The following is a 25,921-nucleotide window of genomic DNA, read 5'->3' as shown; positions in this document are numbered from 1 at the left end:
GGGTGCCGCGCGCACCCTAATGCATCACATTTCCCAGTCCAAATACCGGCAGATACATCGCGATCACCAGCGTGCCGACAATAGCGCCGACAATCACCATCATTACTGGCTCCAGCGAGGCGGCGAGCGCATCGGCAAGCGCCAGCGTTCGAGCTTCATGCCACTCCGCCAGCCGCGCCAGCATGGTATCCAGCGCGCCAGCCTCTTCCCCGGCCAGCACCAGCTGCATACAGAGCGGCGTAAACAGCGGATGCGCCCGCATCGCCTGATGCAGCGGCTCTCCCTGCGTAATATGCTGCTGAAGCTCAACGACGGCGTCGCGCCATAACCGCGTCGTCAGGGTTGCTTCAGCCGCCTGTAAGCCCTGCAACAGCGTAATGCCTGCCTGTTGCGTCAGCTGCAGGATGGCGTAAATCTGGCTCAGCTGGCTACCGCGCCACAGATTTGAGAAAAGCGGCAGGCGCAGCATCAGGCGCTGCTCCCACAGCTGCCATGCTGGTGAGCGTTGTCGTAGCGCTCGCCAGCCCGCTGCGGCTAACAACAGCGCGACCGCGAGCCAGCCGCCCCAGCGCTGCAGGCCCACTGAGAGCGCCATCACCGCCGCCGTAAAGGCGGGGAGCGGCGCGTTGAACGAGGCGTAGACCGAGACGAACTCCGGCAGTACAAACAGCAGCATGCCGCCGCTTACCGCGACCGCCACCATTAAAATAAAGAGTGGATAGCGCAGCGCCTTGATAACTTTATTCCTCAGATGTTGCTGACGCGCCTGCTGATCGGCCAGCTGCGCGCAGCAGACGTCAAGCTGGCCGGTCAGTTCGCCCACCTGCATTATGGCGGCGAACAGGGGCGGAAAAATTTGCGGCCACTGGCTTAACGCCTGGGAGAAGGGGACGCCGCTTAAGACGCGCAGCCGCAGCGCATGCAATAGTAACCGCCAGCCAGCGTGAGGATGGCCTTGCGACAGCAGCTCCAGGCCTTGCGCCAGCGGCAGGCCCGCTTTAAGCAAGGTTGCCAGCTGCCTGACAAGGTCTGTTTTGTGTTGCCACTTCCAGTCGCGTGCCCGCCATACTTTACGACGCTGCCAGCTAACCGGTAGCAGATCCTGTTCGGCCAGCTGGCGCAGCAGGCACTCTTCATCAGCCGCCAGGCTCTGACCCTCATGCAGCTGCTGCTGGCTGTTGAGCGCCTGCCAGCGGTAGAGGCTAAGCCGGGACATCTTCCAGACCGGTAACGCGCTGCATCTCCTCCAGCGAGGTTTCGCCGCGGCTGACCGCCTCCAGGCCAGCGCTGAACAGGGTGCGCATGCCCTGCTTTTTTGCCAGCGCCAGCACGCTGTCGAGCGGCATCTCAGCGGCGATGGCATTTTGCAGTTTGTTGCCGACCGGCAATATTTCAAACAGCGCCAGCCGTCCGAAATAGCCGGAAAAACAGTGGTCGCAGCCGGGGGCGCGCCAGGTTTGCAGCGTGCCGGGCCAGATGTCGGGCGGGAAGTGCGCTATCGCCTGTGCTGGCTGTCGACAGTGGGGGCAGAGCCGACGCACCAGCCGCTGCGCCACAATCAGCCGTAGCGCCGGGCCAAGCAGATAGCCAGGAATGCCCATCTGCCGCAGCCGCGTCAGGGTTTCCGCCGTTGAGTTGGTATGCAGCGTCGATAAGACAAGGTGGCCGGTCTGTGCCGCTTTGACCGCAATTTCTGCCGTTTCCGCATCGCGTATCTCACCCACCATGATGACGTCCGGGTCCTGGCGCAGCAGGGCGCGCAGCACCCGATTAAAATCGAGGCCGCATTTCGGGTTGATCTGCGTCTGGTTAATCCCGGCCAGCGGAATTTCGACCGGATCCTCCACGCTGCTGACGTTCATTTCTGGTCGGTTCAGCGTGCTCAGGCAGCTGTAGAGCGTAAAGGTTTTGCCGCTGCCGGTGGGGCCGGTCACCAGAATCAGCCCCTGCGGCTGCGCCAGCGCGGCATCCAGCAGACGCCGCTGCGCGGCGGGCAGGCCGAGCTTATCCAGCGCCAGGGCGCTATCCTCGCTTTGCAGCAGACGAATAACCGCTTTTTCACCGTACTGCACCGGCAGCGTCGCCAGGCGAAAAGCGGCGGGTTTGCCCTCCAGCGTCAGAGTAAACTGTCCATCCTGCGGCAGTCGTCGCTCGGCAATATCCAGACCGCCCAGGATTTTCAGCCTGGCAAGCAGCGCGGCGGGCGATGCTTCGCATAAGGGCGTCAGCGGCTGCAGCACGCCGTCTATGCGCAGCCGTATCCGCACGCCGTCCCGCTGCGGTTCAATATGAATATCGGACGCCCGTCGCCGCAGCGCCTGTTGCAGCATCTGGTTAACGGCCTCGATCGCCGACTCCGGCAGGGCATCGCGCGGCGCATCCGCAGCGGCGCTGCTGTGCTGCTGAAGCTCAAGGCGCGCCAGAGGCCAGCACTCAATTTCAACCTGACACTGGCTGGCGAAGGAGAGCGCCTCGCTTAAGCCCTCCGGCACCTGTTCCGCAACGGCGACGCGCAGCAGCGTCGCATCATGATGCAGTAAGACGGCGCGATAGCGCTGGCACAGCGCGCGAATAGCGGAATCAGCCATTACCATCGCTGGCTCCTTTGTCATCGAAGCGGAACTGTTCCAGACAGTTATCGCGCAGGCTGTCGCTGGTGCTGGTACAGCTGCGTTGCCACCTCAGGCTGCCTTCCGCGCTGTCCCATACCGGCGTCATCTCAACGCTCAGGCCAGTCAGGCTCTCCTGGCCGGTTAAGGTAATGGTGCCGTTTACGACGCTGAGCGTCGAAACGTAACGCGAGCCTTTTGCCGCCGGTATGCCTTTTTCGCCCGCCTGGCACTGCGCAGGGCCGCCTCGCTCCATAGCGCACAGCTCAACAGCCGTTTTGTAGGGCATCATCGTTTGCAGCATGTCGGTGAGCGCCGCGCGTTGCAGGTAGTTTTGATAGGCTGGTAAGCCGATAGCGCTGAGGATCGCCACGATCCCCACCACAATCATCAGCTCAACCAGGGTAAAACCCTGTTGATGAGTCATTACATCGCCTCCTGAGTAGATAAGAGGCGGCAGAATAGAAAAGCGCAGGCGTTAAACCCAGCTGCGGATTTTCAGGCCGGGAAAGGGAACGCAATAAAGCGACGGAGTTGCAGCGGTGTGAACAACGAAGCGGAAGCGGGCGCGCAAAAACGCCGTGGGCGACGCCACGGCATTATCGGTTTACAGGGAAGTGAAGCGCATCGAGAGATCGAGCGCGCGGACATGCTTGGTGAGCGCGCCGACAGAGACATAGTCGACGCCGGTCTGCGCGATTTGCGGCAGCGTCGTTTCCGTGACGTTGCCTGAAACCTCAAGCTGTGCGCGCCCCTGCGTACGCGCGACGGCCTCTCGCATCTCGTCGAGGGTGAAATTATCCAGCATGATAATGTCAGCACCCGCCGCAAGCGCCTGTTCCAGCTCATCCAGCGATTCCACTTCCACCTCTACCGGCACGTCCGGATGCATCCAGAACGCTTTTTCTACCGCCTGCTGAATCGAACCGCTGGCGATAATATGGTTTTCTTTAATCAGGAAGGCGTCAGAAAGGCCGAGACGGTGATTTGCGCCGCCGCCGCACAGCACAGCATATTTCAGCGCCGTACGCAGTCCCGGCAGGGTTTTGCGCGTATCCAGCAGCTGCGTGTCGCTGCCCGCAAGCAGTTGCACATAACGGCGTGTTTCGGTTGCCACGCCTGACAGCGTTTGCACGAAATTAAGAGCGGTGCGTTCAGCGGTCAGCAGGCGACGAGAAGGACCGCTCAGGGTAAACAGCAGCTGATCAGGCGTTACGCTGTCGCCATCTTCGACCTGCCAGCCCAGCGTCACATGACCACCAAGCTGATTAAACACCTCTTCCACCCAGCGTTTACCACAGAAAACACCCGCTTCCCGCGTGATCACCTGGGCTTGCGCCTGGCTCTCTTCAGGAAGCAGCTGAGCGGTGATATCACGGTCAGCATCGATCTCGCCGCCCAGATCCTCCTGCAAAGCGCGCGCCACCGTGGCGGGAATGTCCTGTTCAATACGGGCGATCAGCGCCTGTCGGCGGCTATCGACACTATAACGGCGGGTTGGCATAACGAATTCGCTCCTGATGACCTGAACACAGTGGCAGCCACAATAGATCGAAAAGGCACAATTCACCAGCCGAAGTCTGAGTTTTGTTTAGTATACTTAACGAAAGCGCGCCGCCGTAGCGCAGCACCTTTAGGCTGCCAAAAATCAGTGGAAATCATGCTATTCTCAGCCCGACTCTGCTAAGGAAAAACCGGCATGAAACTGGAACAGGGCTGGCTGACCGACATCCGTCAGGTGCCGTCGCCACATTTTAATCAACGTCCCAACGACGAGGCCCCCTCGCTGTTGGTCATCCACAATATCAGCCTGCCGCCGGGCGAATTCGGCGGGCCGTGGATCGATCGGCTGTTTACCGGCACCTTGCCGTCCGACGCTCATCCCTATTTTGCCGATATCGCCCATCTGCAAGTCGCCGCGCATTGTCTGATTCGTCGCGACGGGGAAATCGTGCAGTATGTTTCTTTCGAAAACCGCGCCTGGCATGCCGGGGTTTCCTGTTATCAGGGCCGCGAAAACTGCAACGATTTTTCTATTGGCATCGAACTGGAAGGTACCGACGATCTGCCTTACACCGATGCGCAGTACCAGGCGCTGGCCGCAGTGACGCGACTACTGCTACAGCACTATCCCTTAACGCCCTCGCGCATTACCGGACACAGCGATATTGCCCCGACGCGTAAGACCGATCCGGGGCCTGCTTTTGACTGGGCACAATATCAGCGACTGTTGGCGCAGACTTCTTTTTGATTCTCCCGGAGTGGGTATGACGTTGTTTTCCTTGTTACTGGTTTTAGGTTGGGAACGCCTGTTTAAGCTGGGCGAGCACTGGCAGCTCGACCATCGGCTGGAGCCTCTCTTCCGCCGTCGCCGTCATTTTTCGCTGCTGCGTACGCTGGGTATGACGCTGCTGGCGATGGCGTTAACGGCGCTGGCGATCTGGTGTGTAAAAGGGCTGCTGTTCGGCGTCGCGCAACTGCTTTTCTGGATCCTGATCGGCCTGCTCTGCATCGGCGCTGGCTCGGCACGCCTGCACTATCACGCCTATCTGAAGGCGGCGAGCCACGACGATGTGGCGGCCCATCAGACGATGGCCGCCGAACTGACGATGATCCACGGCGTGCCGGTGGAGTGCAGCGAGCGTGAGTTTCTGCGCGAGCTGCAAAACGCGCTGATCTGGATTAATTTCCGCTTCTATCTGGCGCCGATGTTCTGGTTTGTGGCGGGCGGCCCCTATGGGCCGGTGCTGCTGGTCGGATACGCTTTCCTGCGCGCATGGCAGAGCTGGCTGGCGAAGCATAAGTCGCCCCTTGAGCGCGCGCAGTCAGGCATTGATGGCCTGCTGCACGTTATCGACTGGATCCCGGCGCGGCTGGCTGGCGTCACCTATGCGCTGCTGGGACACGGCGAGAAGGCGTTGCCCGCCTGGTTCGCCACGCTGACCGATTTCCACCGTTCGCAATATCAGGTGCTGACCAGCCTGGCGCAGTTTTCGCTGGAGCGCGATCCGCACATGGATAAAGTCGAAACGCCACGCATCGCTGTTGCCCTGGCGAAACGCATTTCGCTGGTGCTGGTGGTCGTGGTGGCGTTGCTGACCATCTACGGCACGCTGGTCTGATCCGCAGGCGGCACGCCGAAGTCGGGTGTGCCGTCGTCGCGCCAGTGAAAATTCTTCAGCCGCGTATGACGATTGGGGTCCCACAGCGGATCCCCTTCGATTTCCGTATAGTTGCGTGCGTGATAGACCAGCACATCCTCGCCGTTCTCATCCTGAGTGAAACAGTTATGGCCCGGTCCATACTGATGGTTATCCCAGTTTGAGGTGAAAACCGGCCGCGCTGACTTATGCCAGTTGGCGGGGTTAAGCAAATCCTGCTCGCTGTCGATCGACAGTAGCCCCATGCAGTAGTTTTCATCCGTCGCGCTCGCGGAGTAGGTGACGAAGAGCCGGTCGCCATGCTTAATCACCGCCGGCCCCTCATTCACGCTGAATCCCGCGCACTCCCACTCATATTCAGGTCGGCTCAGCATCGTTGGCGCGCCTGTCAGCGTCCAGGGATTAAGCAGCTCCGCCAGATAGAGGTTAGAGTTGCCGGGAATCGCCGGATCCTTCTGCGCCCACAGATACCAGTTTTTGCCCTGATGCACGAAGTGCGTGGCGTCCAGCGCAAAGGTGTCGAACTGGCTAAAGACCCGACGCGGCGCCTGCCAGCGTCCGCTCAGCGGATCGGCGTCGTCGCTCACCAGCGCATACATGCGGTGCTGAAACAGGCCCTCTTTAATATCGCGCGTCGGCGCGGCGGCGAAATAGATCACCCACTGGTCGTCGATGCGGTGCAGCTCCGGCGCCCAGATTAGCTCGCTGCATGGACCGCTTTCCGGCTTGCGCCAGACCACTACCGGTTCGGCGTCGCGCAATCCCAGCAGCGTGCTGGCGCGACGCAGTTCCAGCCGATCATAGGCGGGCACAGAGGCGATAAAGTAGTAGTGCTGCTCATGGCGCAGGATAAAAGGGTCGGCCCGCTGTTCAATAAAGGGATTCGGCCACTGTAGGGTCATTTCACTTCTCCTGGTTGGGTGACGGCGCCGTCGCGCTGACGCAGCTCATGTAGTTCACGGAAGTTAGCGCGACGCAGCGCAAGATCGTCCTGGATAGTGCGCATGAGCGCGCGGTCCACCTTCAGCAGGCGGACAACGCCTGCGGTAATCAGATAGCCCACGCCGGGGATAGCGGTGAACAGCAGCATAATGCCGTTTACCGCCTGCGAAGACTGCTGTTTCGCGCCTGCGTCGTAGCCGTAAATCGAGAGAAGAAAGCCGACCATCGCGCCCGCCACCGCCAGCCCGACCTTAAGGAAAAACAGGTTGCCGGAGAAGCTGATGCCGGTGATGCGCTTGCCGGTTTTCCACTCGCCGTAATCATCGACGTCAGCCATCAGCGACCAGTGCAGCGGCGACGGGATTTGATGCAGCACGTTCAGCAGGAAGTAGGCGATAACTATCGCGACGGTGGCGTGCGGATCGATCCAGTAAAAGCCGCAGGAGAAGAACGCCAGCGCGATATTGGTCCAGAAAAAGACTTTCAGCTTACACCAGCGGTCAGTAAGCAGCTTCGCCAGCGTGCTGCCGAACATCATGCCCACCACGCCGAGGCTGATAAACAGCGTAGCGAAGTGAGTTGACTGGCCCATTACCCAGGTAACGTAGTACATGGTGGCGGCCATACGGATAAAGCCGGGGCAGACGTTGCAAAAGGTAAGCAGCAGGATGCGCACCCACTGGTCGTTTTTCCAGACGTCGCGCAGATCGTTTTTCAAATCGTCATGGGTCGGCACCGCCGGGCGAATACGCTCGCGCACCGTGGCGAAGCAGAACAGAAACATCCCCAGCCCAATCAGCGCCAGGACGCTCATCGCCAGCTGATAGCCGCGCGCCTTGTCATCGCCGCCGAACCACTCCGCCATGGGCAACAGCGACAGCGAGAGGATCAGCGTCGCGATGCCAACCATAACAAAGCGGTAAGACTGGCAGGAGACGCGTTCACCGGGATCGTTGGTGATAACGCCGCCCAGCGAGCAGTAGGGGATATTGATGGCGGTGTAGGTCAGAGACATGAAAAAGTAAGTAACGAAGGCCCAGATGACTTTGTTTTCGTAGCTCCAGTCCGGCGTGGTGAACATTAGCACGCTGAACAGCACGTAGGGCACTGAGACCCACAGCAGCCAGGGGCGAAAACGGCCCCAGCGGCTCTGGGTACGATCGGCGATAGCGCCCATAATCGGGTCGGTAACGGCATCAAGCACGCGCACCGAGAGCAACAGCGTACCCACCAGCGCAGGCGCCAGGCCAAAGACATCGGTATAGAAGTAATTAAGAAACAGCATGATGGCGCCGCCAATCATATTGCAGCCCGCATCGCCCATGCCGTAACCCAACTTTTCGCGAAAAGAGAGGGCGGAATCCTTCATGGTTATTATCCTGCGCATTTGGTATGAGCAGAGAAGTATCGTTGCTGAATCAGCAGGATGGCTGGGAGCAAATAGTCAGTAAGATGGACAAAACAGGCGCGGCGGGAAAAATGTGAGCTGGATCGAGAGGGAAAATAGCCCGCCGACCTGAATCGGCGGGATGAAGATACATCAGGCGCGCTGCTGCGTCCTGTTTTTAACGGCGTAACCAACGGCGAGGATGACCAGCCAGACCGGGATCAGCCAGACGGAGATCGCCATGCCGGGAGTCATCAGCATAATCACCAGGATAGCCGCCATAAACGCCAGGCAGAGCCAGTTGCCGAAGGGATAGAGCAGGGCTTTAAAGCGCGTGGTGACGCCCTGCTGATCTTTCTTACGGCGGAACTTCAGATGCGCCATGCTAATCATTGCCCAGTTGATCACCAGCGCGGAGACCACCAGCGACATCAGCAGGCCAAAGGCTTCGCCCGGCATCAGGTAGTTGATTAGCACGCAGAGTGCGGTCGCCACGGCAGAGACCAGAATCGTGGCCACCGGCACGCCGCGGCGGTCTACCTTCAGCAGCGCTTTCGGCGCGTTGCCCTGTTGCGCCAGACCGAACAGCATGCGGCTGTTGCAGTAGACGCAGCTGTTATAGACCGACAGCGCCGCGGTCAGGATCACTACGTTCAGCGCGTTCGCCACCAGCGCGTCGCCCAGATCGTGGAAAATCAGTACAAAAGGACTGGTGTCTGCGGTCACGCGCGTCCAGGGCATCAGTGACAGCAGCACCGCCAGCGAACCGATATAGAAGATCAGGATGCGGTAGATAACCTGATTGGTGGCTTTAGGAATGCTCTGCTCCGGATTATCAGCTTCCGCGGCGGTAATACCCACCAGCTCCAGGCCGCCGAAGGAGAACATAATTATCGCCATCATCATCACCAGGCCACTGAAGCCGTGTGGCAGAAAACCGCCCTGCGCCCAGAGGTTACTGACGCTGGCCTGCGGGCCGCCTGTGCCGCTGAACAGCAGCCAGCCGCCAAAGAGGATCATGCCGATAACCGCGACCACTTTTATGATAGAGAACCAGAACTCCATTTCGCCGTAGACTTTTACATTGGTCAGGTTAATGGCGTTGATCAGCACAAAGAATACCGCGGCGGTAATCCAGGTCGGCACATCCGGCCACCAGAACTGAATATATTTGCCGACGGCGGTCAGCTCGGCCATGGCTACCAGCACATAGAGCACCCAGTAGTTCCAGCCTGACGCGAAGCCGGCGAAGTTGCCCCAGTATTTGTAGGCGAAGTGGCTGAAGCTGCCGGCAACCGGCTCCTCGACCACCATCTCTCCCAGCTGGCGCATAATCAGAAAGGCGATAAAACCGGCAATGGCGTAGCCCAGAATAACGCCGGGGCCGGCAGCCTGAATGACCGATGCGCTGCCCAGAAACAGGCCGGTGCCCACCGCCCCGCCCAGCGCGATCAGCTGAATATGACGGTTCTTTAGCCCGCGCTTCAGCGTATCGCTGTGCTGTTGTTCCATACAAACCTCGTGTTGTTTTAATTCTTCTTTTGCAGCGCGCGATGGCTGTCAGGAAGTGGTTACAATAACGTACTGTTTTCTTTACGGTATCAGGCGCCTTCTCTGTAAGCGGATGCTACCCTGGCGACAAGAATAGTGATATGCGGTGCGCTTTGCACCTGCTTTCTCTTTTCGTGCTGAGAGTTAACTGAAAATCCTCGTCGCCATCACATTGCCGCCTGCGCCTGTTCTGCCACGAATGCGCGTTAAAGGCGAATAAGGTTGTCTTATGGCGCGGTGGAAGATTGTCGTTAACGCTGTGTAAGGTTTGGTAAAAATCACTGCGTCTCACTTTTTTCGCGTGATGCCGTTTCTGGTTTTCTGACGGCAACTTAACCCTGCGTAGCCCGTTGACTGACAAGGATTGTGACTGGCGTCATATAGACACAAGGTGAATACTTTGTTACTTTACGGCCAACTTTTTGGAATTGGTATTACCAATTTACTCCGGACGACGGCTTGATAAGAAGGGAAGATGGCTTACAGTAAGATTCGCCAACCCAAGCTCTCTGATGCCATTGAGCAGCAGCTGGAATCTCTGATTATGGAAGGGACGCTGCGTCCTGGCGAGAAGCTGCTGCCCGAGCGCGAACTCGCCAAACAATTCGATGTCTCACGTCCATCCCTTCGCGAAGCCATACAGCGTCTGGAAGCGAAAGGTCTGCTGCTGCGCCGTCAGGGCGGCGGCACCTTCGTCCAGCAGAATCTCTGGCAAAGCCTGAGCGATCCGCTCGTCAGCCTGATCACTAAACATCCAGAATCTCAGTTCGATTTACTGGAAACGCGCCATGCGCTGGAAGGGATCGCCGCCTACTATGCGGCGCTGCGCGGCACCGAAGAGGATATCGAGCGTATCCGTCACTGCCACGTACAGATTCAGCAGGCTCAGGAGAGCGGCGACCTCGACGCGGAAGCGGATGCGGTGATGCAGTATCAGATCGCTGTCACAGAAGCCGCCCATAATGTGGTGCTTTTGCATTTGCTGCGGTCGATGGGCCCTATGCTGGAACAAAACGTTCGACAGAATTTTGAATTGCTCTACTCGCGCCGGGAAATGCTGGCGAAAGTGAGCGGTCACCGCGCCAGTATTTTCGAGGCGATTGTGGCTCGCGAGCCAGAACAGGCACGCGAGGCTTCGCATCGTCACCTGGCGTTCATAGAGGAAATCTTGCTGGACAGAAGTCGGGAGCAGACTCGTCGTGAACGCTCCCTGCGTCGTTTACAGCAACGTAAGGAATAACGCGCGACAAAGAACGCGCGACATCAACGACGGGCCTGTCTCCTTGTGCTCTGGCAAACAAAGCAAGCAGAACACATGGAGACAGGCTCCAGACAATTCAACGTATTAGACACAGATAAGGAATACCCCCCATGTCAGAACGTTTACAGAATGACGTGGATCCGATCGAAACTCGTGACTGGCTACAGGCGATCGAATCGGTCATCCGTGAAGAAGGTGTTGAGCGTGCGCAGTATCTGATCGATCAGGTGCTGAGTGCAGCCCGCAAAGGCGGCGTAAAAGTGGCGGCAGGCGGTAACGCCGTCAGCAACTATATCAACTCTATTGCCGTTGAAGACGAGCCGGAGTATCCGGGTAACACGTCTCTGGAGCGTCGTATCCGTTCCGCAATTCGCTGGAACGCCATCGTAGCGGTGCTGCGCGCCTCGAAGAAAGATCTGGAGCTGGGCGGCCACCTCTCATCATTCCAGTCTTCTGCGACCATTTATGAAGTGTGCTTTAACCACTTCTTCCGCGCGCGCAACGACAAGGACGGCGGCGATCTGGTTTACTTCCAGGGCCATATCTCGCCGGGTATCTACTCGCGCGCGTTCCTTGAAGGCCGTCTGACCGAAGAGCAGATGAATAACTTCCGTCAGGAAGTGCACGGCAACGGTCTGTCATCTTACCCGCACCCGAAACTGATGCCGGACTTCTGGCAGTTCCCGACCGTGTCTATGGGCCTGGGGCCGTTGAATGCCATTTATCAGGCGAAGTTCCTGAAGTATCTGGAACACCGCGGCCTGAAAGATACCTCTAACCAGACCGTTTACGCCTTCCTCGGTGACGGCGAGATGGACGAGCCGGAATCTAAAGGCGCGATCACCATCGCGACCCGCGAGAAGCTGGACAACCTGGTGTTCATCATCAACTGTAACCTGCAGCGTCTGGACGGCCCGGTTACCGGCAACGGCAAGATCATTAACGAACTGGAAGGCATCTTTGCAGGCGCCGGCTGGAACGTGATCAAAGTCATCTGGGGCGGCCGCTGGGATGAGCTGCTGCAGAAAGACACCAGCGGTAAACTGATCCAGCTGATGAACGAAACCGTTGACGGCGACTATCAGACCTTTAAATCCCGTGACGGCGCCTACGTGCGCGAACACTTCTTCGGTAAATACCCGGAGACGGCGGCGCTGGTTAAAGACTGGTCAGACGAAGAGATCTTCGCCCTGAACCGCGGTGGCCACGATCCGAAGAAAATCTACGCGGCACTGAAGAAAGCGCAGGAGACCAAAGGTCAACCGACGCTGATTCTGGCGCATACCATCAAAGGCTATGGTATGGGCGACACCGCTGAAGGTAAAAACATCGCGCACCAGGTCAAGAAGATGAACATGGATGGCGTTCGCTACATCCGCGATCGCTTCAACGTGCCGGTTGCCGACGACAAGATCGAAGAGCTGCCGTACGTGACCTTTGAGAAAGGTTCCGAAGAGTACAACTACCTGCATGGCCAGCGCGAGAAGCTGGGTGGCTACCTGCCGTCCCGTCAGGCGGAGTTCACTGAAAAACTGGACATGCCGAAGCTGGAAGAGTTCAAGGCGCTGCTGGAAGAGCAGAGCAAAGAGATCTCAACCACCATCGCCTTCGTGCGCGCCCTGAACGTGATGCTGAAGAACAAGTCGATCAAAGATCGTCTGGTGCCGATCCTGGCGGACGAGGCCCGTACCTTCGGTATGGAAGGTCTGTTCCGTCAGATTGGTATCTACAGCCCGAACGGCCAGCAGTACACGCCGCAGGACCGCGAGCAGGTTGCTTACTACAAAGAAGATGAGAAAGGCCAGATTCTGCAGGAAGGGATCAACGAGCTGGGCGCAGGTTCATCCTGGCTGGCAGCGGCGACCTCTTACAGCACTAACAACCTGCCGATGATCCCGTTCTATATCTACTACTCCATGTTCGGTTTCCAGCGTATCGGCGATCTGATGTGGCTGGCGGGCGACCAGCAGGCGCGCGGCTTCCTGATCGGCGGCACCTCCGGTCGTACCACGCTGAACGGCGAAGGTCTGCAGCACGAAGATGGTCACAGCCACATTCAGGCGCTGACTATCCCGAACTGTATCTCTTACGATCCGGCGTATGCGTACGAAGTAGCGGTCATCATGCATGACGGCCTGGTACGTATGTACGGCGAAGCGCAGGAGAACGTTTACTATTACATCACCACGCTGAACGAAAACTACCACATGCCAGCGATGCCGGAAGGCGCCGAAGAGGGTATCCGTAAGGGTATCTACAAGCTGGAAACCGTGGAAGGCAGCAAAGGCAAAGTGCAGCTGCTGGGTTCAGGCTCTATCCTGCGTCACGTGCGTGACGCGGCGCAGATCCTGGCGAAAGAGTACGGCATCGGTTCCGACGTCTACAGCGTGACCTCGTTTACCGAACTGGCGCGCGACGGCCAGGACTGCGAACGCTGGAACATGCTGCATCCGACCGAGGAAGCACGCGTGCCTTACATCGCTCAGGTGATGAACGACGCGCCGGCGGTGGCATCGACCGATTACATGAAGCTGTTCGCTGAACAGGTTCGCAGCTACATTCCGGCCAGCGATTACCGCGTGCTGGGCACCGACGGCTTTGGCCGTTCTGACAGCCGCGAAAACCTGCGTCACCACTTTGAAGTGGACGCCTCCTACGTGGTGGTAGCTGCGCTGGGCGAGCTGGCTAAACGTGGCGAAATCGACAAGAAAGTGGTGGCGGACGCGATCGCTAAGTTCGACATCGATGCCGATAAAGTTAACCCGCGTCTGGCTTAAGAGGTAAGAGAGTAATGGCTACTGAAATTAAGGTACCGGATATCGGGTCTGATGAAGTTGAAGTCACCGAGATCCTGGTGAAGGTTGGCGACAAGGTGGAAGCCGAGCAGTCGCTGATCACCGTAGAAGGCGACAAAGCCTCTATGGAAGTTCCCTCGCCGCAGGCGGGCGTAGTGAAAGAGATCAAAATCGCGACCGGCGACAAAGTCGAAACCGGCTCGCTGATTATGATTTTTGATGCAGAAGGCGCGGCGGCAGACGCGGCGCCAGCGGCGGAAGAGAAGAAAGCCGAAGCCGCTCCGGCGCCGGCTGCCGCCTCCACCGCAGCAAAAGATGTCAATGTGCCCGATATCGGCGGCGACGAAGTGGAAGTCACCGAGATCCTGGTGAAAGTCGGCGACAAAGTTGAAGCCGAACAGTCGCTGATTGTCGTTGAAGGCGATAAAGCCTCGATGGAAGTGCCTGCGCCGTTCGCGGGTACCGTGAAAGAGATCAAAATCGAAACCGGCGCGAAAGTCAGCACCGGCTCGCTGATCATGGTCTTCGAAGCAGAAGGCGCGGCGCCGGCAGCGGCGGCGAAGCCGGAAGTGAAAGAAGCGGCGACCTCCGCACCTGCGGCTACCGCTGGCGCGAAAGAGGTCAAGGTGCCGGATATCGGCGGCGACGAAGTGGAAGTCACCGAAGTGCTGGTGAAGGTCGGCGATAAAGTGGAAGCTGAGCAGTCGCTGATTGTTGTTGAAGGCGACAAGGCCTCAATGGAAGTGCCTGCGCCGTTCGCCGGCACCGTCAAAGAGCTGAAAGTCTCAACCGGCGATAAAGTGAGCACCGGCTCACTGATCATGATCTTCGAAGTGGAAGGCGCGGCGAAAGCCGAAGCGCCGAAGCAGGAAGCTGCGCCCGCACAGGCTCCGGCGAAAGCCGCTGCGCCTGCCGCACCGGCCGCGCCTAAAGCAGACGCGAAAAGCGACTTCGCCGAAAACGACGCCTACGTGCATGCGACCCCGGTTATCCGTCGTCTGGCGCGCGAATTTGGCGTGAACCTGGCGAAGGTGAAAGGCACCGGTCGTAAAGGCCGCATCCTGAAAGAAGACGTTCAGAGCTACGTGAAAGACGCGGTGAAACGCGCTGAGGCCGCTCCGGCTGCCGCTGCCAGCGGCGGAAGCCTGCCAGGCCTGCTGCCGTGGCCGAAAGTTGACTTCAGCAAGTTCGGCGAAGTTGAAGAAGTGGAACTGGGCCGCATCCAGAAAATCTCTGGCGCTAACCTGAGCCGTAACTGGGTGGTTATTCCGCACGTTACGCACTTCGATAAAACTGATATCACCGATCTGGAAGCGTTCCGTAAACAGCAGAACGCGGAAGCCGAGAAGCGTAAGCTGGATGTGAAATACACCCCGGTGGTGTTTATCATGAAAGCGGTCGCTGCCGCGCTGGAACAGATGCCGCGCTTCAACAGCTCGCTCTCTGAAGACGCGCAGCGCCTGACGCTGAAAAAGTACATCAACATCGGTGTGGCGGTCGATACGCCGAACGGCCTGGTGGTTCCGGTCTTTAAAGACGTGAACAAGAAAGGCATCACCGAGCTCTCTCGCGAGCTGATGGCGACCTCGAAGAAAGCGCGCGACGGCAAGCTGACCGCGAGCGACATGCAGGGCGGATGCTTCACCATCTCCAGCCTTGGCGGTCTTGGCACCACGCACTTCGCGCCGATCGTCAACGCGCCGGAAGTGGCTATCCTCGGCGTGTCTAAATCGGCGATGGAGCCGGTCTGGAACGGTAAAGAGTTTGTGCCGCGTCTGATGATGCCGATCTCGCTTTCCTTCGATCACCGCGTGATTGACGGCGCTGATGGTGCGCGTTTCATCACCATCATCGGCAATATGTTGTCCGACATCCGCCGTCTGGTGATGTAAGTACAATCAAGGCCGGCAATCGCCGGCCTTGTTGTAAAGATTCGTGGCATCGCGGTTTGCAGTTTGTTAACAATTCTGTAAACTCTTGCGGTGAAAAATGTCCCGGTGGAGCAAAGGACATCGTGAGCCTGTTTCGTCAGGCGTACCTGGCGCAGTCAGTTGTTGACGCCCAGCGCGCAGAACCCGCAGCGTACTTAAGATACGCAAGGCGTCGCGCACTGCCCGGATGCAAGTGGCCTCCCAGCCTGATGAAAAACGCTCTACGTCTGACCCGCCGGATCACAACTAAGAGGTCATGATGAGTACAGAGATTAAAACCCAGGTCGTGGTACTTGGGGCTGGTCCTGCAGGTTACTCTGCAGCCTTCCGTTGCGCTGATTTAGGTCTGGAAACCGTACTGGTAGAGCGTTACAGCACCCTGGGCGGTGTCTGTCTGAACGTGGGCTGTATCCCGTCAAAAGCGCTGCTGCACGTTGCTAAAGTGATCGAAGAGGCGAAAGCCCTGGAAGAACACGGCATTGTGTTTGGTCAGCCCTCTACGGACATCAACAAAGTCCGCACCTGGAAAGAGAAAGTCATTAACCAGCTGACCGGCGGTCTTGCTGGCATGGCGAAAGGCCGTAAAGTCAAAGTCGTTAACGGCCTGGGCAAATTCACCGGTGCAAATACTCTGGTTGTGGAAGGAGAAGGCGGCGCGACCACCATCAACTTCGACAACGCTATTATCGCGGCCGGTTCTCGTCCGATCACGCTGCCGTTTATTCCGCATGACGACCCGCGCGTATGGGACTCTACCGATGCGCTGGAGCTGAAGGAAGTGCCGGAGCGTATGCTGGTTATGGGCGGCGGTATTATCGGTCTCGAGATGGGTACCGTTTACCATGCGCTGGGTTCGCAGATTGACGTGGTTGAGATGTTCGACCAGGTTATCCCGGCGGCCGACAAAGATGTGGTGAAAGTGTTCACCAAGCGCATCGCTAAGCAGTTCAACCTGATGCTGGAAACCAAAGTTACTGCGGTTGAAGCAAAAGAAGACGGCATCTACGTTACGATGGAAGGCAAGAAAGCGCCGGCCGAACCGCAGCGTTACGACGCGGTGCTGGTAGCGATCGGTCGTGTGCCGAACGGTAAAGGTCTGGATGCAGGTAAAGCGGGCGTGGAAGTGGACGATCGCGGCTTTATCCGCGTCGACAAGCAGATGCGCACCAACGTTCCGCACATCTATGCTATCGGCGATATCGTCGGTCAGCCGATGCTGGCGCATAAAGGCGTGCACGAAGGCCACGTAGCGGCCGAAGTTATCGCTGGCATGAAGCACTACTTCGATCCGAAAGTGATCCCGTCTATCGCTTACACCGAGCCGGAAGTTGCATGGGTCGGCCTGACTGAGAAAGAAGCGAAAGAGAAGGGCATCAGCTACGAAGTCTCTACCTTCCCGTGGGCAGCCTCAGGCCGCGCTATCGCGTCTGACTGCGCAGACGGCATGACCAAGCTGATTTTCGACAAAGAGACGCATCGCGTTATCGGCGGCGCGGTTGTCGGCACCAACGGCGGCGAGCTGCTGGGCGAAATCGGTCTGGCGATCGAGATGGGTTGCGATGCAGAAGATATCGCGCTGACTATCCACGCGCACCCGACGCTGCACGAGTCGGTTGGCCTGGCGGCAGAGATCTTCGAAGGCAGCATCACCGACCTGCCGAACCCGAAAGCGAAGAAAAAGTAATTTTCTCCGCTGATAAAAGAAGCTCCCGCAAGGGAGCTTTTTTTTGCGCCCGATGCGCGGTGAATTCATGAGTAAATCAGAGGTGACAGACGCCTTTATTCATAACCCAGAGGTTTATCATTACTGAAAAAGCCAGTGTAAAAGTTATGCCTCTCTTCTTTACGCCGCCATGCCGCTTCGCCAGATAGCCGCCTGAGGAAAGCACATTTTGCAAACAACCTCTGACGCTGCGCCGTTCCCCGCCAGCTAGCCCAAAAACTCAAAAACCGCACTTTTTTACCCTGTTAATTATGTTGTGTTTTTGTAAACAGATTAACAAACAGCCTAAACCCTGCTATGCTGCCCCACGCGGAACCGGGCACCTTACCCTACTCATGGAATGCTTTGTCACCAGGGTGCACCGGAAACCCATACAATGTGAGCGAGGAGAACGTCGTGCTAGTAGAATACCGTAAGCACGTTGCTGAGCGTGCAGCCCAGGGGATCGTACCTAAGCCGTTAGATGCTTCCCAGATGGCCGCGCTGGTTGAACTGCTGAAAAACCCGCCAGCGGGTGAAGAAGAATTCCTGACCGATCTGTTGGTCAACCGTGTCCCACCCGGCGTTGATGAAGCCGCCTACGTTAAAGCGGGTTTCCTTGCCGCGGTGGCTAAAGGCGAAACGACCTCTCCTCTGGTATCCCCCGAAAAAGCGATTGAACTGCTGGGCACCATGCAAGGCGGTTACAACATCCATCCGCTGATTGACGCGCTGGATGACGCGAAGCTGGCACCGATTGCCGCGAAAGCGCTGTCGCACACGCTGCTGATGTTTGACAGCTTTTACGACGTTGAAGAGAAAGCGAAAGCGGGCAATCCCCATGCGCAGCAGGTAATGCAATCCTGGGCGGATGCCGAGTGGTATTTGTCACGCCCTGAGCTGGCAGAAAAAATTACCGTCACCGTGTTTAAAGTGACCGGCGAAACCAATACCGACGATCTCTCTCCGGCGCCGGATGCATGGTCACGTCCGGATATTCCACTGCACGCGCTGGCGATGCTGAAAAACGCCCGTGAAGGCATCAACCCGGATGAGCCTGGCAACGTCGGCCCGATCAAGCAGATTGAAGCGCTGCAGGCTAAAGGCTATCCGCTGGCTTATGTCGGCGACGTCGTTGGCACCGGCTCTTCTCGTAAATCAGCGACCAACTCCGTACTGTGGTTCATGGGCGACGATATCCCGAACGTCCCGAACAAAAAAGGCGGCGGTCTGGTGCTGGGCAGCAAAATCGCGCCGATTTTCTTCAACACCATGGAAGATGCGGGCGCGCTGCCGATCGAAGTGGACGTTGGCGAGCTGAATATGGGCGACGTGATTGACGTCTATCCCTATAAAGGCGAAGTACGCAACCACGAAACCGGCGAGCTGCTTGCCAGCTTTACGCTGAAAACCGACGTGCTGATCGACGAAGTGCGCGCGGGCGGCCGTATTCCGCTGATTATCGGTCGCGGCCTGACCAGCAAAGCGCGTGAATCACTGGGTCTGCCGCACAGCGACGTGTTCCGCCAGGCGAAAGACGTTGCTGAAAGCACGCGCGGCTACTCGCTGGCGCAGAAAATGGTTGGTCGTGCCTGCGGCGTCGACGGCGTCCGTCCAGGTGCTTACTGCGAACCGAAGATGACCTCGGTAGGTTCTCAGGACACCACCGGCCCAATGACGCGCGACGAGCTGAAAGATCTGGCGTGCCTCGGCTTCTCCGCCGATCTGGTGATGCAGTCATTCTGCCACACCGCCGCCTATCCGAAGCCGGTCGACGTCAATACGCACCATACGCTGCCGGACTTCATTATGAACCGCGGCGGCGTATCGCTGCGCCCGGGCGACGGCGTGATCCACTCCTGGCTGAACCGCATGCTGCTGCCTGACACCGTCGGCACCGGCGGCGACTCGCATACCCGCTTCCCGATCGGCATCTCGTTCCCGGCAGGTTCTGGCCTGGTGGCCTTCGCCGCCGCGACCGGCGTAATGCCGCTCGATATGCCGGAATCGGTGCTGGTGCGCTTTAAAGGCAAAATGCAGCCGGGCATCACGCTGCGCGATCTGGTGCATGCGATCCCGCTGTACGCGATCAAACAGGGTCTGCTGACCGTTGAGAAGAAAGGCAAAAAGAACATCTTCTCTGGCCGTATCCTGGAAATCGAAGGTCTGCCGGATCTGAAAGTTGAGCAGGCGTTTGAGCTTACCGATGCCTCGGCTGAGCGCTCGGCGGCGGGCTGTACGATCAAGCTGGATAAAGCGCCGATTATCGAATACCTCAACTCCAACATCGTGCTGCTGAAGTGGATGATCGCAGAAGGCTACGGCGATCGCCGCACGCTGGAGCGTCGTATTCAGGGTATGGAAAAATGGCTGGCGGATCCGCAGCTGCTGGAAGCGGACGCCGACGCCGAATACGCTGCGGTAATCGAGATCGACCTGGCTGATATCAAAGAGCCGATTCTGTGCGCGCCGAACGATCCGGACGACGCGCGTCTGCTCTCCGACGTACAGGGCGAGAAGATCGACGAAGTCTTTATCGGTTCGTGCATGACCAACATCGGTCACTTCCGTGCGGCAGGTAAACTGCTCGACAGCCATAAAGGCCAGCTGCCGACCCGTCTGTGGGTTGCGCCGCCGACTAAAATGGATGCGGCTCAGCTGACTGAAGAGGGCTACTACAGCGTCTTCGGCAAAAGCGGCGCGCGTATTGAGATCCCGGGCTGCTCGCTCTGCATGGGTAACCAGGCGCGCGTGCAGGACGGCGCGACGGTGGTCTCCACCTCAACCCGTAACTTCCCGAACCGTCTTGGTACTGGCGCGAACGTCTACCTGGCATCGGCTGAACTGGCTGCGGTCTCTTCGCTGCTTGGTAAACTGCCGACGCCAGATGAGTATCAGCAGTTTATGGCGCAGGTGGATAAAACCGCCAGCGACACCTACCGCTATCTCAACTTTGACCAGCTTAATCAGTACACCGATAAAGCGGACAATGTGATTTTCCAGACTGCGGTCTGAGTGACTCACTAAAATACAAAGGGGCGATAATCGCCCCTTTTTCTTTTGCCTTTTCCCCGCAATAATGTCGCCCCGATCTCACTTTAGCGTTGATGATGCGCACACTCTATTTTAGTGCGGATTACTCGCGTCATTAACCAAAGGGTTAGCCCATGGAATACGAATTTTTACGCGATCTCACCGGGCAGGTGAAAGTACGCATGTCGATGGATCACGAGGCGGTGGGCCACTGGTTCAACGACGAGGTCAAAGAAAATCTGGCGCTGCTGGATGAAGTAGAAGCCGCCATGCGCGCTATCAAGGGCAGCGAGCGCCAGTGGCAGCGCATCGGCCATGAATATACGCTGTGGATGGATGACGAAGAGGTCATGATCCGCGCCAACCATCTCGCATTAGAGGATGACGGGCTGGAAGAGGGGATGAATTACTACGATGAAGAGAGCCTGTCGTTCTGCGGCGTTGAGGACTTTCTGGCCGTCATAAATGCCTACCGTCAGTTTTTACAGGGACGCTGAGTCAGCGCGCCCATTCCCAGGGATTAACCAGCTGCGCGCCCATACCGGTAAAGTCTTTCACGTTGCGCGTTACCAGCACCATATCGTGTTGCCAGGCGATGGCAGCGATGATGGCATCGTTCGCTGAACGCCGATCTGGCACATGCAGCCGAGCGCAGTAGCGCGCCGCTTCAGCGTCAAAGGGCAGAATGCGGTCGCTGAACTCTGTTAAAACCGCCATTTCAAACCACTCTCGCAAACGGGCTGCCTGAGCGCGATCGCGGCGCGCCACCTGCGCGATGCCTTTCTCTATCTCCATAATGGTGATCACCGAGAGAAACATATCACCGGCATCAACGGTTTCGGTCCATGCCGAAACGCCGGGATCGATGGCGCGCGTGCGCGCCTTACGCAGTTCCGAAATGACATTGTTATCGAGCAAATATCTCATGAGAAATCGACGTCCCTGAACCCTGTATTGCCGCGTTCCGGCTCAAATTCGATGGTCGCGACATCCGGCATCGCCAGCGCGTCCTGAATATTGCGGCGTGTACCGGTCAGTTTTTTATACGCCTCAAACGTGAGCAAAACATGAGCGGGCTTACCGCGGTCGGTAATGTAGACCGGACCTTCCTCTGCTGCTTTTTTCGCGTTCGAAACCTGCTGGTTAAACTCTCTGCTCGACAGCGTAAAAATTTTCATCGCACGCCTCCTGAATGTAGTGATGTTGCTACATTTTAGCGGGATTGCGCGTTTTTTCAACTGTCAGGCAGCATGACTATAACGTCAATGGATACAGCTAACGACTTCCCGCTTTACTCTTTGCGTAGCGGCGCGCAACAGGGCAAGCTCTGAACGGACAAAAAATTAAGGACGACCCTCATGTTTTCTCTGACAAAACTTACCGCTGTTTCCCTGCTGCTTAGCGCGGTGGCCGCTCACGCCTCGATAAATAACGACGCCGCGCTGGCGGCCGTCGCGAAGCAGGAGGAGCAGACGCTGAAGGCGCGTATCGGCATTGCCGTAATCGATACCGCCACAGGAAGCGTCGCGCGCTATCGCGGCGATGAGCGCTTCCCGCTCAACAGTACGCATAAAGCGCTGCTGTGCGGTGCGCTGCTTAACCAGCAGGATAAGGGCAAGCTGAAGCTCTCGGAACGTACGCAGTTCGACCGCGCTGCGCTGGTCACCTGGTCACCGGTGACTGAAAAATCTGTCGCGCCCGCCAACATGAGCTGGCAGCAGCTCTGCCATGCGGCCATCGCCTACAGCGATAATACGGCGGCGAATCTGATTGCGAGAAAGCTAGGCGGTCAGGCGGCGGTTACCCGCTTTTTCGCTGATCTTGGCGACAAGGTGACGCGGCTGGACCGCTTTGAGCCAGAGCTAAACAGCGCCATACCCGGCGATATGCGTGATACCACGACGCCGGTCGCCGTCAGTGAGACGCTGCAAAAGCTGACGCTGGGAGAGGCGCTGAAGCCCGCTTCACGCGCACAGCTGCTGCAATGGATGCGCGACGATCGGGTCGCAGGGACATTGTTACGTTCGGTTTTACCGGCTGGCTGGTCAATTGCTGACAAAACCGGGGCGGGGGAATATGGCTCGCGGTCGATTATCAGCGTGGTCTGGCCGGAAAACGGCAAGCCGCTGATTATCGCTATCTATGTGACGCAAACAGAGGCGACGCTCGCGCAGAGCAATGCGGCTATCGCCCGTATCGGCAAAGCGATTTTCGCCGCGGCGCGCTAGCTTGATGCAAAACGAGAAAAGGCTCTGAACACCGTCAGAGCCTTTTTTGCAGGCCACCCTCAGACGCCGCTGGTGACAGCCCGAGGCTGATGAGCCTTCTCTTCATCGACGATAGGCTCAACCTTGCCCATCAGGAACAGGTAGTTGAGGATCCCTATCACCACCAGCACGGCGGAAAAGACCAGCGCCCAGGTAAAGTTGCCGGTCGCGCCGACAATCGCGCCAGTAATAATGGGGCCGACCGCGCCGCCCATATTCGACACCGTATTCTGCAAACCGGCGACGATAGAGACGCTGTTCTTCGGCGCGACGTCGCCCGGCAGCGCCCAGACCTGCGAGGCGGCCACGGTGGTGCCTGACTTGGCGATACAGAGCAGCAGCACGGTCATAAATACCGAGTCGGTAAAGGGCGCGAAGCCGATACACAGCGCCATCAGCAGACCGATGGTAAGGAACAGTTTGCGCGTGGCGGTCAGCGACAGCACCTTTTTATGCACCATACGATCGGACGCCCAGCCCGCCAGCACCTCAATCAGCATGCCGCAGATCAACGGCAGCGCGGCGACAAAGCCCATCTTCAGGAAATCCATACCCTTATCTTTCACCAGATAGGTCGGCAGCCAGGTAATAAAAAAGTAAGAGGTGTAGTTAATGGTAAAAAAGCCGATGCACATCGCCCAGATATTGCGGTAGCGCAGCAGTCGGTACCACCTCATCGGACGCACCCCTTTTTCGCCATGATTTTGCGCCTGGCCGTCGCGGATCAGGCGAACTTCACTTTGATCGATCTTTTTATGATCTTCCGGATTCTCGGCATAAACAAAATACCAGGCGATCACCCAGAACAGGCCGATCGCGCCGATTGCAAGGAAGGTGATGCGCCAGTCCACCATGGCGATCATCCAGACAATGAGCGGCATCGCCACTGCGCCGCCGAACTTCGAGGCGCTGTCGAACAGGCCCGACACGGTGGCGCGCTCGCGATCCGGGAACCAGCGTGCGGCGATACCCGCATTGCTGGGGTAGGCGGCCGCTTCGCCGACGCCCAGCGCCAGACGCAGCGCCAGCAGCGACTTGAAGCCGGTCGCCAGTCCCATCGCCATGGTGGCGATCGACCACCAGCCGACCGCGATGCCGAGGCCTTTTTTCTGGCCGAAGCGGTCGGCGAACCAGCCCGCAGGAATTTGCAGCAGCGCATAAGACCAGAAGAAGGCGGCCATAATCAGGCCCATCATTTCTGGATCGATCTCTAGTTCGGTGATCAGGTGCGGTGCGGCGGCAGAAAGAACGGTTCGGTCAATATAGTTAATAGCGACCGCCAGCCACATCAGGCCAGCGATCCACCAGCGGATCCTGGTCGAGCGCGTCGTAGGGTTCATTGTTGTTTTCCACTCGAATCGGGTTGCAGATCAAGGCGGCGCTTACGCCAGCCCGTTCATTACGTTTACCGGCCGCTCGCCCTGTCTGACGCACTGCACAATCTGCGCCACGCAGCGTTCGCTAATGGCGCTGATAGCGCCGTCGGTATAACCGGCGATATGCGAGGTCGGGATAAAACTGGGCAGGCTAAAGAGCGGGTGCGTCGTCAGCGGCTCCTGCACAAACACATCGGCCGCCGCTCCGGCGATCGTCTGGTCCTGTAGCGCATGGAACAGATCCGCTTCATTCACTACGCCGCCACGCGAGACATTGATCAGAAAGGCGCTTTTCTTCATGCGGCGCAGGCGCGCGGCGTCGAACAGATCGCGCGTCTCGTTGGTCAGCGGCGTATGCAGCGTGATGAAATCGCTCTCCTCCGTCAGCCGATCGAGGCTGACAAAAGTAACGCCCTGTTCGGCGGCAAAGGTCTCGTCAGGGTAGAAATCAAAGGCGATGACGCGCATGTTGAAGCCTTTCGCGCGCAGCGCCACCTGCTTGCCGATATTGCCCAGCCCGATAATGCCCAGCGTTTTGCCGTAAACATCGGTGGCGAAAATGCGCGGCCAGCCGCCCGCGCGCGTTTCTGTCGCTGCCTGCGTCACCTGACGCGCACTGTTGAGGATCAGCGCAAAGGCGAAATCGGCGACGGCATGCTTGTTGGCGTCCGGCACGTTAGTGACATAAATTCCACGCGCGCGCGTGGCGTCAAGATCGATATTGTCGACGCCGACGCCGTGCTTGCAGACAATTTTTAACCCTGGCGCCTGGTTAAGCAGCGCTTCGTTCACCTCGGTGAAGGCGACGATCATCGCCACGGTCTCCGGCAGATGCGGAGCCAGCGCTTCCGGCGGCGCGTCGGCGGGCAGGGATATCAGTTCAAAGCCGTGCTGTTTCAGGGTTTCAATCGGCGTCGTGTCATATCTGGCGAACGACGGCGAGGTGCAGATTACTTTCATCACGTTTCCCGGTGCTTAAGTGATACAGGCAAGGGCAGCAATGGCCGCCCTGACGGCCTTACTTCAGGTACTGATTGACCACCTGACGGATTTTTTGCTCTTCGTCGGCGCTGAAACGCACCGCATAGCGGCTTTCGCCAACGTCGTAGCCAAGCAGAGAGACCGCTTTCTTCACCGCGGCCGGTGAGAAGCCGATGCTGTAGAGATCGGTACGCAGACCGGTCACGTTTTCCTGCGCCGCGCGCGAACCGTCAATGTCGCCTGCGCTGAAGCGCGCCCAGATCGCGTTGATCTCTTTCGGCGCGGCGTTGGCCAGGCCGGAGATACAGGCGGAGCAGCCATCAACGAAGCCCTGATGGATCAGCGAGTCCGGGCCGTTGAGGACGTTAAAGTTATCAATGCCTTCCGCTGCTTTAATAAAGCCGCTCAGGCTTTCATAGCTGCCCGCCGAATCTTTAATGCCGATAATATTGGGATGTGACGCCAGGGTGCGTACGGTTTCGGGCTGCAGGGTATTGCCAGTGCGCGCCGGGATGTTATAGAGGAACAGCGGCACGTCGAGCGCGTCAGCCACGGTCTGATAGTGATAAATCAGCTCTTCCTGCCTGAGCGGCACAAAGTAAGGGGTGATCGCCGATACCGCATCCACGCCCAGCTTTGCAATCTGTTTGCCGAGGCGGATGGTTTCGCGCGTCGAGATTTCGCCGATATGCGCCACCACCTGCGCGCGGCCGTTAACCTCATCAACGCAGGTCTCCGTGACCGCGATTTTTTCCTGCTCGTTCAGCACAAAGAACTCGCCGTTGGTGCCGCCGCAGAAGATGCCGTTGCCTGCCGCCAGCTGACGCTTTATCTGCTCGCGCTGGGCGGTGGGATTCAGGGCGCCTTCCCGATCAAAGCAGGTGACGATAGCGGTCAATACGCCGGTTATTTTCTGACTCATACA

21 protein-coding genes are annotated in these 25,921 nt (G+C 58.2%); 9 read left to right on the top strand and 12 right to left on the bottom strand.

Annotated features, from left to right (window positions below):
- Positions 1 to 16: 16 nt before the first annotated feature.
- The 4 genes from hofC to nadC form a co-directional block, all read right to left on the bottom strand.
- Positions 17 to 1,216, bottom strand: coding sequence for a protein transport protein HofC (gene hofC / locus MHZ89_RS11360; RefSeq protein ID WP_311783085.1), 1,200 nt, complete (start codon positions 1,214 to 1,216; stop codon positions 17 to 19).
- Complete coding sequence (gspE, locus tag MHZ89_RS11355; RefSeq protein ID WP_311783084.1) at positions 1,203 to 2,594, bottom strand: type II secretion system protein GspE; 1,392 nt, start codon at positions 2,592 to 2,594, stop codon at positions 1,203 to 1,205. The genes hofC and gspE overlap by 14 nt, the downstream gene beginning before the upstream one ends.
- A complete protein-coding gene (gene ppdD / locus MHZ89_RS11350) occupies positions 2,581 to 3,036 on the bottom strand; it encodes a prepilin peptidase-dependent pilin (protein ID WP_311783083.1) in 456 nt (151 codons plus the stop codon). The genes gspE and ppdD overlap by 14 nt, the downstream gene beginning before the upstream one ends.
- A gap of 180 nt (positions 3,037 to 3,216) precedes the next feature.
- Positions 3,217 to 4,113 (bottom strand): carboxylating nicotinate-nucleotide diphosphorylase, encoded by an 897-nt coding sequence (nadC, locus tag MHZ89_RS11345; RefSeq protein WP_311783082.1) that lies wholly within the window; start codon positions 4,111 to 4,113, stop codon positions 3,217 to 3,219.
- A gap of 195 nt (positions 4,114 to 4,308) precedes the next feature.
- On the opposite strand from nadC, the gene ampD reads away from it, so the two are divergent.
- Positions 4,309 to 4,860, top strand: coding sequence for a 1,6-anhydro-N-acetylmuramyl-L-alanine amidase AmpD (ampD, locus tag MHZ89_RS11340; RefSeq protein ID WP_311783081.1), 552 nt, complete (start codon positions 4,309 to 4,311; stop codon positions 4,858 to 4,860).
- A gap of 16 nt (positions 4,861 to 4,876) precedes the next feature.
- Positions 4,877 to 5,731 (top strand): beta-lactamase regulator AmpE, encoded by an 855-nt coding sequence (gene ampE / locus MHZ89_RS11335; protein WP_311783080.1) that lies wholly within the window; start codon positions 4,877 to 4,879, stop codon positions 5,729 to 5,731.
- Here ampE and MHZ89_RS11330 read toward each other — a convergent pair.
- The 3 genes from MHZ89_RS11330 to aroP all read right to left on the bottom strand — a co-directional run bounded on the left by MHZ89_RS11330 (position 5,713) and on the right by aroP (position 9,611).
- Entirely contained in the window at positions 5,713 to 6,672 is a 960-nt protein-coding gene (locus MHZ89_RS11330) for a family 43 glycosylhydrolase (RefSeq protein WP_311783079.1), read from the bottom strand. The genes ampE and MHZ89_RS11330 overlap by 19 nt on opposite strands.
- The gene (locus tag MHZ89_RS11325; RefSeq protein ID WP_311783078.1) at positions 6,669 to 8,081 is read right to left on the bottom strand and encodes an MFS transporter; all 1,413 of its coding nucleotides are present in this window, start codon (positions 8,079 to 8,081) and stop codon (positions 6,669 to 6,671) included. The genes MHZ89_RS11330 and MHZ89_RS11325 overlap by 4 nt, the downstream gene beginning before the upstream one ends.
- Before the next feature lie 171 nt (positions 8,082 to 8,252).
- On the bottom strand, positions 8,253 to 9,611 hold the full coding sequence (gene aroP, locus MHZ89_RS11320; RefSeq protein WP_311783077.1) for an aromatic amino acid transporter AroP: 1,359 nt from the start codon (positions 9,609 to 9,611) through the stop codon (positions 8,253 to 8,255).
- Between the two features lie 514 nt (positions 9,612 to 10,125).
- Between aroP and pdhR the strand changes: the two genes are divergently transcribed.
- From pdhR to yacL, 6 genes are all read left to right on the top strand, one after another.
- On the top strand, positions 10,126 to 10,890 hold the full coding sequence (pdhR, locus tag MHZ89_RS11315; RefSeq protein ID WP_120455757.1) for a pyruvate dehydrogenase complex transcriptional repressor PdhR: 765 nt from the start codon (positions 10,126 to 10,128) through the stop codon (positions 10,888 to 10,890).
- Positions 10,891 to 11,021: 131 nt separating this feature from the next.
- The gene (gene aceE / locus MHZ89_RS11310; RefSeq protein WP_311783076.1) at positions 11,022 to 13,688 is read left to right on the top strand and encodes a pyruvate dehydrogenase (acetyl-transferring), homodimeric type; all 2,667 of its coding nucleotides are present in this window, start codon (positions 11,022 to 11,024) and stop codon (positions 13,686 to 13,688) included.
- Between the two features lie 14 nt (positions 13,689 to 13,702).
- On the top strand, positions 13,703 to 15,598 hold the full coding sequence (gene aceF, locus MHZ89_RS11305) for a pyruvate dehydrogenase complex dihydrolipoyllysine-residue acetyltransferase (protein ID WP_311783075.1): 1,896 nt from the start codon (positions 13,703 to 13,705) through the stop codon (positions 15,596 to 15,598).
- Between the two features lie 298 nt (positions 15,599 to 15,896).
- On the top strand, positions 15,897 to 17,321 hold the full coding sequence (lpdA, locus tag MHZ89_RS11300) for a dihydrolipoyl dehydrogenase (RefSeq protein WP_120455910.1): 1,425 nt from the start codon (positions 15,897 to 15,899) through the stop codon (positions 17,319 to 17,321).
- A gap of 435 nt (positions 17,322 to 17,756) precedes the next feature.
- Positions 17,757 to 20,354: a bifunctional aconitate hydratase 2/2-methylisocitrate dehydratase gene (gene acnB, locus MHZ89_RS11295; RefSeq protein WP_311783074.1), complete on the top strand. Its 2,598-nt coding sequence runs from the start codon at positions 17,757 to 17,759 to the stop codon at positions 20,352 to 20,354.
- Between the two features lie 152 nt (positions 20,355 to 20,506).
- The gene (gene yacL / locus MHZ89_RS11290; protein WP_311783073.1) at positions 20,507 to 20,869 is read left to right on the top strand and encodes a protein YacL; all 363 of its coding nucleotides are present in this window, start codon (positions 20,507 to 20,509) and stop codon (positions 20,867 to 20,869) included.
- A 1-nt stretch (position 20,870) separates the two neighbouring features.
- On the opposite strand, the gene MHZ89_RS11285 is transcribed toward yacL, so the two are convergent.
- A complete protein-coding gene (locus MHZ89_RS11285; protein ID WP_311783072.1) occupies positions 20,871 to 21,299 on the bottom strand; it encodes a type II toxin-antitoxin system VapC family toxin in 429 nt (142 codons plus the stop codon).
- Positions 21,296 to 21,550 carry a type II toxin-antitoxin system Phd/YefM family antitoxin gene (locus tag MHZ89_RS11280; RefSeq protein ID WP_311783071.1) on the bottom strand — a complete coding sequence of 85 codons (255 nt, stop codon included), beginning with the start codon at positions 21,548 to 21,550 and terminating at the stop codon, positions 21,296 to 21,298. Before MHZ89_RS11280 ends, MHZ89_RS11285 begins: the two co-directional genes overlap by 4 nt.
- 180 nt (positions 21,551 to 21,730) lie before the next feature.
- Between MHZ89_RS11280 and bla the strand changes: the two genes are divergently transcribed.
- Entirely contained in the window at positions 21,731 to 22,600 is an 870-nt protein-coding gene (bla, locus tag MHZ89_RS11275; RefSeq protein ID WP_311783070.1) for a class A beta-lactamase, read from the top strand.
- Between the two features lie 59 nt (positions 22,601 to 22,659).
- On the opposite strand, the gene MHZ89_RS11270 is transcribed toward bla, so the two are convergent.
- Genes MHZ89_RS11270 through MHZ89_RS11260 form a run of 3 tightly spaced genes read right to left on the bottom strand, consistent with a single transcriptional unit; the run spans position 22,660 to position 25,918 of the window.
- A complete protein-coding gene (locus MHZ89_RS11270; protein WP_311783069.1) occupies positions 22,660 to 23,979 on the bottom strand; it encodes an MFS transporter in 1,320 nt (439 codons plus the stop codon).
- A gap of 42 nt (positions 23,980 to 24,021) precedes the next feature.
- Positions 24,022 to 24,975, bottom strand: coding sequence for a phosphoglycerate dehydrogenase (locus tag MHZ89_RS11265; protein ID WP_311783068.1), 954 nt, complete (start codon positions 24,973 to 24,975; stop codon positions 24,022 to 24,024).
- A 58-nt stretch (positions 24,976 to 25,033) separates the two neighbouring features.
- Positions 25,034 to 25,918, bottom strand: a complete 885-nt coding sequence (locus MHZ89_RS11260; protein WP_311783067.1) for a dihydrodipicolinate synthase family protein — start codon at positions 25,916 to 25,918, stop codon at positions 25,034 to 25,036.
- Positions 25,919 to 25,921 lie beyond the last annotated feature (3 nt).

This window comes from Pantoea sp. ACRSB (assembly GCF_022346905.1).
In the GTDB taxonomy this organism is placed as follows: Bacteria; Pseudomonadota; Gammaproteobacteria; order Enterobacterales; family Enterobacteriaceae; genus Pantoea; species Pantoea piersonii.
This window is presented reverse-complemented; position numbering and strand designations above follow the sequence as displayed.

What these genes read in the sequence shown, in the direction of transcription:
- hofC (WP_311783085.1), bottom strand. Translation starts at nt 1,216, where the DNA reads ATGTCCCGGCTTAGCCTCTACCGCTGGCAGGCGCTCAACAGCCAGCAG.
- gspE (WP_311783084.1), bottom strand. Translation starts at nt 2,594, where the DNA reads ATGGTAATGGCTGATTCCGCTATTCGCGCGCTGTGCCAGCGCTATCGC.
- ppdD (WP_311783083.1), bottom strand. Translation starts at nt 3,036, where the DNA reads ATGACTCATCAACAGGGTTTTACCCTGGTTGAGCTGATGATTGTGGTG.
- nadC (WP_311783082.1), bottom strand. Translation starts at nt 4,113, where the DNA reads ATGCCAACCCGCCGTTATAGTGTCGATAGCCGCCGACAGGCGCTGATC.
- ampD (WP_311783081.1), top strand. Translation starts at nt 4,309, where the DNA reads ATGAAACTGGAACAGGGCTGGCTGACCGACATCCGTCAGGTGCCGTCG.
- ampE (WP_311783080.1), top strand. Translation starts at nt 4,877, where the DNA reads ATGACGTTGTTTTCCTTGTTACTGGTTTTAGGTTGGGAACGCCTGTTT.
- MHZ89_RS11330 (WP_311783079.1), bottom strand. Translation starts at nt 6,672, where the DNA reads ATGACCCTACAGTGGCCGAATCCCTTTATTGAACAGCGGGCCGACCCT.
- MHZ89_RS11325 (WP_311783078.1), bottom strand. Translation starts at nt 8,081, where the DNA reads ATGAAGGATTCCGCCCTCTCTTTTCGCGAAAAGTTGGGTTACGGCATG.
- aroP (WP_311783077.1), bottom strand. Translation starts at nt 9,611, where the DNA reads ATGGAACAACAGCACAGCGATACGCTGAAGCGCGGGCTAAAGAACCGT.
- pdhR (WP_120455757.1), top strand. Translation starts at nt 10,126, where the DNA reads ATGGCTTACAGTAAGATTCGCCAACCCAAGCTCTCTGATGCCATTGAG.
- aceE (WP_311783076.1), top strand. Translation starts at nt 11,022, where the DNA reads ATGTCAGAACGTTTACAGAATGACGTGGATCCGATCGAAACTCGTGAC.
- aceF (WP_311783075.1), top strand. Translation starts at nt 13,703, where the DNA reads ATGGCTACTGAAATTAAGGTACCGGATATCGGGTCTGATGAAGTTGAA.
- lpdA (WP_120455910.1), top strand. Translation starts at nt 15,897, where the DNA reads ATGAGTACAGAGATTAAAACCCAGGTCGTGGTACTTGGGGCTGGTCCT.
- yacL (WP_311783073.1), top strand. Translation starts at nt 20,507, where the DNA reads ATGGAATACGAATTTTTACGCGATCTCACCGGGCAGGTGAAAGTACGC.
- MHZ89_RS11285 (WP_311783072.1), bottom strand. Translation starts at nt 21,299, where the DNA reads ATGAGATATTTGCTCGATAACAATGTCATTTCGGAACTGCGTAAGGCG.
- MHZ89_RS11280 (WP_311783071.1), bottom strand. Translation starts at nt 21,550, where the DNA reads ATGAAAATTTTTACGCTGTCGAGCAGAGAGTTTAACCAGCAGGTTTCG.
- bla (WP_311783070.1), top strand. Translation starts at nt 21,731, where the DNA reads ATGTTTTCTCTGACAAAACTTACCGCTGTTTCCCTGCTGCTTAGCGCG.
- MHZ89_RS11270 (WP_311783069.1), bottom strand. Translation starts at nt 23,979, where the DNA reads ATGAACCCTACGACGCGCTCGACCAGGATCCGCTGGTGGATCGCTGGC.
- MHZ89_RS11265 (WP_311783068.1), bottom strand. Translation starts at nt 24,975, where the DNA reads ATGAAAGTAATCTGCACCTCGCCGTCGTTCGCCAGATATGACACGACG.
- MHZ89_RS11260 (WP_311783067.1), bottom strand. Translation starts at nt 25,918, where the DNA reads ATGAGTCAGAAAATAACCGGCGTATTGACCGCTATCGTCACCTGCTTT.